At 72.8% G+C, this 5320-nt stretch carries 6 protein-coding genes; 2 read left to right on the forward strand and 4 right to left on the reverse strand.

Annotation, left to right across the window (positions count from 1 at the left end; translation table 11 throughout):
• Window positions 1–1396: beta-ketoacyl synthase N-terminal-like domain-containing protein (locus ABZ914_RS45695; RefSeq protein WP_500200929.1), on the reverse strand; the 1396-nt coding region annotated here is incomplete at its 3' end.
• 528 nt (window positions 1397–1924) lie between these two features.
• Between ABZ914_RS45695 and ABZ914_RS45700 the strand changes: the two genes are divergently transcribed.
• Window positions 1925–2758, forward strand: coding sequence for a helix-turn-helix domain-containing protein (locus tag ABZ914_RS45700; protein ID WP_500200930.1), 834 nt, complete (start codon window positions 1925–1927; stop codon window positions 2756–2758).
• A gap of 34 nt (window positions 2759–2792) precedes the next feature.
• On the opposite strand, the gene ABZ914_RS45705 is transcribed toward ABZ914_RS45700, so the two are convergent.
• Window positions 2793–3260: a hypothetical protein gene (locus ABZ914_RS45705; protein WP_500200931.1), complete on the reverse strand. Its 468-nt coding sequence runs from the start codon at window positions 3258–3260 to the stop codon at window positions 2793–2795.
• Entirely contained in the window at window positions 3257–3799 is a 543-nt protein-coding gene (locus tag ABZ914_RS45710) for a thioredoxin family protein (protein WP_500200932.1), read from the reverse strand. The genes ABZ914_RS45705 and ABZ914_RS45710 overlap by 4 nt, the downstream gene beginning before the upstream one ends.
• A 119-nt stretch (window positions 3800–3918) precedes the next feature.
• Between ABZ914_RS45710 and ABZ914_RS45715 the strand changes: the two genes are divergently transcribed.
• Window positions 3919–4512: a pyridoxamine 5'-phosphate oxidase family protein gene (locus tag ABZ914_RS45715; protein WP_500200933.1), complete on the forward strand. Its 594-nt coding sequence runs from the start codon at window positions 3919–3921 to the stop codon at window positions 4510–4512.
• Window positions 4513–4541: 29 nt separating this feature from the next.
• On the opposite strand, the gene ABZ914_RS45720 is transcribed toward ABZ914_RS45715, so the two are convergent.
• A partial coding sequence (locus ABZ914_RS45720) for a CU044_5270 family protein (RefSeq protein WP_500200934.1) occupies window positions 4542–5320 on the reverse strand: 779 nt, incomplete at its 5' end.

Here is a 5320-nt window from a genome sequence, read left to right on the forward strand (position 1 = left end):
GGGACGGGCGCGGCGCCTCGACGACCACGTGCGTGTTGATGCCGCCGAAGCCCATCGCGCTGACGCCCGCGCGCAGCGGCACGCCCTCCGGCCACGCCTCGCCCTTGCGCAGCACGCGCAGCGCGTCGCCGCCCTCGTCCAGCAGCGGGTGCGGCCGCTCGCACCCCGTCGTCGGCGGCAGCACGCCCGTCCCGGCCGCCTTGACGCCCTTGATCAGCCCGGCGATGCCCGCCGCGGCCTTGGTGTGCCCGATGTTCGCCTTGATGGAGCCGACCGCCGCGGGGATCCCGCTCGCGCCCGCCGCGCGGCGCGCCTCGATCAGCGTCTCCAGCTCGGCCGCGTCGCCGACGGCCGTCCCGGTGCCGTGGCCCTCGAAGTAGCCGACCTCGTCCGGGCCGAACCCGGCGCGCCGGTACGCCCGGTCCAGCGCGAGCCGCTGCCCGTCGGTCTCCGGCCGGGTGATGCCGCCCGCGCCGTCGGACGACACGCCCCACCCGTCGATGAAGCCGTGCACGTGGTGGCCGCGCGCGACGGCGTCCTCCTCGCGCATCAGCACGACCATCCCGCAGCCCTCGCCGGGCCAGAACCCGGCCGACCGCCGGTCGTAGACCCGCATCTCCTCGACGGCCAGCGCGCCCGCCCGCGAGAACCCGATCAGCTCCGTGGCGTCCACGCTGATGTCCACGCCGCCCGCGACCGCGAGGTCCATGTCGCCGGAGGCCAGCGCGTTGCACGCCGTGATCACCGACAGCAGCGACGACGCGCACGCGCCGTCCACGACGTAGCCGCCGCCGTTGAAGTCGAAGTGGTTGCAGATCCGCCCGGCGATCGTGTTGGACAGCCCGCCGGCCAGCGAGTCGCCGTCCGGCACCGGGAACGGCGCCTTGTAGGAGTGCTCCAGCTCCGCCAGCAGCGCCGCGAGCCGGTCGCCCGCCACGTCGTCCTTGAGCGCGTCCGCGACCACCCGCCGCACGTAGGGCCAGCGCAGCCGCATCTGCGCCGCCCGGATGCCCTCGCCGGTCAGCGAGTTGCCGACCAGCACCCCCGTGGTCTCGCCCGGCGCGCCGCGCCCCTCCGGGAACCCGGCGTCGGCCAGCGCCTCCGCCGCCGTCTCGAGCGCCAGCCAGTGCGTCAGGTCCGCGTTGCGGAACGTCGACCCGGCGACCTTGAACCGGACCCGGTCGAACTCCCAGTCGCGCAGCAGCGCGGCCTCGGTGATGTAGATCTGGTCCGCCGAGTCGCGGTCGGCGCTGTAGTAGTCCTCCAGCCTGATCCGCGTGGACGGGATGCGCCGGAACGACCGGCGCCCGGCCAGCACGTTGTCCCACAGCTCGCCGGGGTCCGCGGCGTCCGGGAACCGGCACGCCATGCCGACGATCGCTATTCGAGAATTCACGGAATACCTCCAGAATGCGGAGAGGCCGGCGGCACTTGTTCTCCCTCCACCCGGAAATCCGGGCATGCCGGAATGACCACGGAGCGCATGGGCGAAGGAAAAATACGGCGACCGCCGCGAATGGCGTCCCGAGAGGGCGCGGGCGACCACGTCGACGCCCGTTCCACTCCAAGATCAACCTAAGTTACTCGACTGTAGGCAAGCGTTCGAGCCCACGTCAAGAAGCCGAAGCCATCATCCGATGACAAATTTTCGGCCCTCCGGCGGCCATTCTGGCACCGCCCGTCCCACCGGCCGCTCGTTTCCGCCCGGCCGTTCCCCGAACGCCCTCCCATGCCCCTTTGACCGTTTTACAGAACACACCGCGACCAGGGCAGAGCCGAACGTGACGCCGTCCTCCGTAATGGACGGCAAGCCCAATAAGGGGGGCAGGAAAATGAAAATTCAACCGCCCGCGCCACCGGCGGCCGTCACGGTCGGCGACCGGAAAACCGCGCACCGGAACCGCGATGCTCCTACCCTGGAGGCATGCCGGTGGATTACCGAGCCCCGAACATCAACGCGCGCAGCCTCGGGCAGCAGCTGCGGAAGATCCGGGAGCTCCTCGAGCTGTCCTACCCCGACGCCGCCGCGCTCCTCGGCCGCGACGCCGACTGGCTCGCCCGCGTCGAGACGGGCTTCGGCGACCCCACCCCCGAGCAGGTCGGCGCGATCCTCGACGCCTACGGCGTCCCGGACCGCGTCCGCGCGGTCCTCGTCGACCTCGCGACCCGGCCCGACGGGCCGCCCTGGCTGGCACGCCACGTCGGCCGCCTGAAGGCCCTCGTCCGCGACATCTACACCGTCGAGTCGGAGTCCCCGTACATCCACACGTTCGGCATCGCCCGCATGCCGGAGCTGGTCTGGTGCGAGGAGTACGCCCGCCTGGTCTTCGGGCTCCGCGAGACGGACCCGGACGAGGAGTGGGACCTGCTCCGCAACCGCCAGGAGCACCGCCCCCTCGGCGAGCCCCGCACCCTCGACGTGATCATCGACGGCTACATGCTGGAGAGCCCCGGCGGCCGCGCCGACGTCCTGCACGCGCAGGTCGCGCACCTGCTCGACCTCGCCGCCGACGCCCGCGCGACCGTCCGCGTCGTCCCGACGGGCGCCGGCGCGTACCCGGGCCTGCACGGCGCCTTCGACGTCCTGGAGTTCCCCGGCGTCACCGAGCGGATCTCCCTCGTCCACTCCGCCCTCGGCATCGACACCGCCCAGGCCGACCTGTGGGACACCTGGAAGCTCGTCGAGGAGAAGGCCCTCACCCCCGCCGACTCCCGCACCCTCCTGGAGACCACCCGCACCGCCCTCGCCGCCCGGTGACCCTCCCGCGGTCCGGCCTCTCGCGAACGGGAGGTCAGCCGAAGGCGACGCGGGTGACGTGGTCGGTGACCGGGGGCAGGCAGGTGCCGCTGCTGCACGCGGCGTAGGAGACCACGACCTCGGCCGTCCGCCCCGTCCGGCGGACGGGCAGGGAGACCGTGACCGGGCCGTCCGGATAGACCGGCAGGCTCACCCCCAGCGAGGGAAGGGCGAGCATCCGCACGGGACGGTCGGCGGTGGAGCGCCCGGTCGCGGTCAGGCCACCGCGCACGTCCAGCCTCGTCGCGACGCCCAGCCCGTCCACGCCGCCGGCCGGAAGGTCCACGCTGTAGACGTGGAATCCGGGACGCAGCGGCCGGTACACCGCCTTCACCGAGGTGTCCGACACGCTGACCGACACCTCGACGCCGCCTTCGGTGAAGCGGGAGGGCTCCGGGGCGTCCTCGTGGTGGCCGCATCCGCCGACCACCAGCACGAGCGCCCCCAGGAACGCCCCTCTCACCGCCAACGCTTCAGGAACGCGGCCACCCGCGCCGGCGAGAGCGAGCGCGCGGTGGCGAACGAGCCGTCGTTCGTCACCGTTCTGACCTTGCCGCTTCCGGACAGGACCGCCAGCGCGGGAATCCCGCTCGTCTCCAGGTTCACCCCGTACCGCCTCGCCAGGCGGATGTTGTGGTCGAACCGGCCGACATCGACGGAGACGACGTGGTAGCGGGCGAGGACCGGCCGGACCTCCGCGGACCGGAAGGTGCGGCCGAGGACGACGCAGTCCGGGCACCAGTCCGCGCCGAAGTCGAGGAGCACCGGACGCCCGTCCCGCTTCGCCTGCGCGAGCGCGGCGGCGATGTCGGCCTTCGCGTTCCGTGCGGGGTCGTACCCCTCGCGGACCGGCTCGGCGGTGCTCGCGGGCCGCGCACCGGCCGGGGTCGACGGGGCCGCCGCGGTACCGGCCGGGGCCGAGGAGCCGGTGGGACCGGCGCTGCCGCAGGCCGTGACGGACAGGAGCAGGCAGGCGAGAACGAGTAACGGCTTTGCTTGCATGGGGGTGGACTCCTGTGGATCAAGGAAGCGCCCAAGACTAGCGAGCCGAAAGGACATTTCGGCGCCTGCGGGACACTCCGGTGCGGCGGGGCCTGGGGGCGGGTGGTCATACTCGGGGGATGGGGAAGAGCTATGAGCGCATCGAGGGCAGGCTGCGGACGTTCATCGAGTCGCAGCACATCTTCTTCACCGCGACGGCGCCGCTGGACGGGAACGGCACCGTCAACCTTTCGCCGAAGGGCCTGACCGGATCGTTCGCGGTGCTCGACGAACTCACCGTCGCCTATCTCGACTTCGCGGGCAGCAACGCCGAGACGATCGCCCACCTGCGGGAGAACGGCCGGATCACGCTGATGTGGTGCGCGTTCGACGGCCCGCCGAACATCGTGCGGGTGCACGGGCGCGGCGAGCCGGTGTTCCGCGACGATCCGCGCTGGGGCGAGCTGATGCGCCATTTCCCGGACATCGACCCGACGCTGCACGGGCTGCGCGCGATCATCGTCGTCCGCGCCGAGAAGATCCGCGACACCTGCGGGTACGCCGTCCCGTTCATGACGTACGAGGAGGACCGCCCGCTGCACGGGTCGCGGTTCGCCCGGGAGACCGACGAGTCGCTCGACGCCTACTTCCACAAGAAGGAGCACGTCGCGACCAGCCTCGACGGCCTGCCGGGCCTGCCCCTCCCGCTGCCGCCGCTCCCGCCGACCGCGTGACCCCGCCCGGCCGGGGACCGGGCGGGGCCTCAGGGGCGTTGGGCGGGGCTGGTGACGACGGCCGCGACCAAGAGGGCCGTGAGGTCGGTCTGGGGTCCCTCCCCCATGTTCTGCACCGCCTTCGTGCCGAGGTAGCGGTACGTGCCCGGGGCCAGAATGATCTCCACACGGACCGGGTCATCCGCGTCGTCGAAGGACCGGGCCAGCGCGATCCCCTGCCGTCCGAGCGCATCCTTCTCACCACGGACGGCGTCGACGCCGGGGACCGTTGCGAGCGTCTGGAACAGCGCGGCCCGCAGCTCGGGCGGGAGCGTCATGCGCAGGAGCCGGCCGATCCGGTTGAAGACGAGCTGGTCGCGCGGCCCCTTGTCGTCCGGGTTCTGGCCCCTGCCGTGGGCGGCGTCGGAGTACAGTCGCGCGCGGAGCGCCGACGGGTCGGTCGGCAGGGTGCGGACGTCGGCGTGCGGGCGCCGGTCGTCGTCGCCGCTTCCCAGCTTCGGAAACCAGCGCGACGGATCCTTGGGATCGCAGTGGCCACCGAGCCGCTCCCCGTAGTCGCCTCCGGCCGCCATCGAGCCGTCCCGCCGGAGCCAGGTCTCCCTGCACTTCCTTTCGTCCGTCCCGAGGTGGACCATCAGCTCCCTGGTGTAGCTGTACGCGCCCGGCTCGACAGGGGGTCCGCTGCGGGCGGTGGCGGCGGCGTCGCGCAGCACTTCAGCGGCGGCGGCCGTCGCGGAACCGTGGCCCTCCGGCGCCACGACCTGCGCCATCATGATCGCGGCGGGGGCGGCCCCCCCCGCGGCCCCGG

Source organism: Spirillospora sp. NPDC046719, assembly GCF_040645715.1.
Classification (GTDB): domain Bacteria; phylum Actinomycetota; class Actinomycetes; order Streptosporangiales; family Streptosporangiaceae; genus Spirillospora.

Coding starts and splice junctions, on each gene's coding strand:
- ABZ914_RS45715 (WP_500200933.1), top strand. CDS start 3,919: ATGGGGAAGAGCTATGAGCGCATCGAGGGCAGGCTGCGGACGTTCATC.
- ABZ914_RS45700 (WP_500200930.1), top strand. CDS start 1,925: ATGCCGGTGGATTACCGAGCCCCGAACATCAACGCGCGCAGCCTCGGG.
- ABZ914_RS45710 (WP_500200932.1), bottom strand. CDS start 3,799: ATGCAAGCAAAGCCGTTACTCGTTCTCGCCTGCCTGCTCCTGTCCGTC.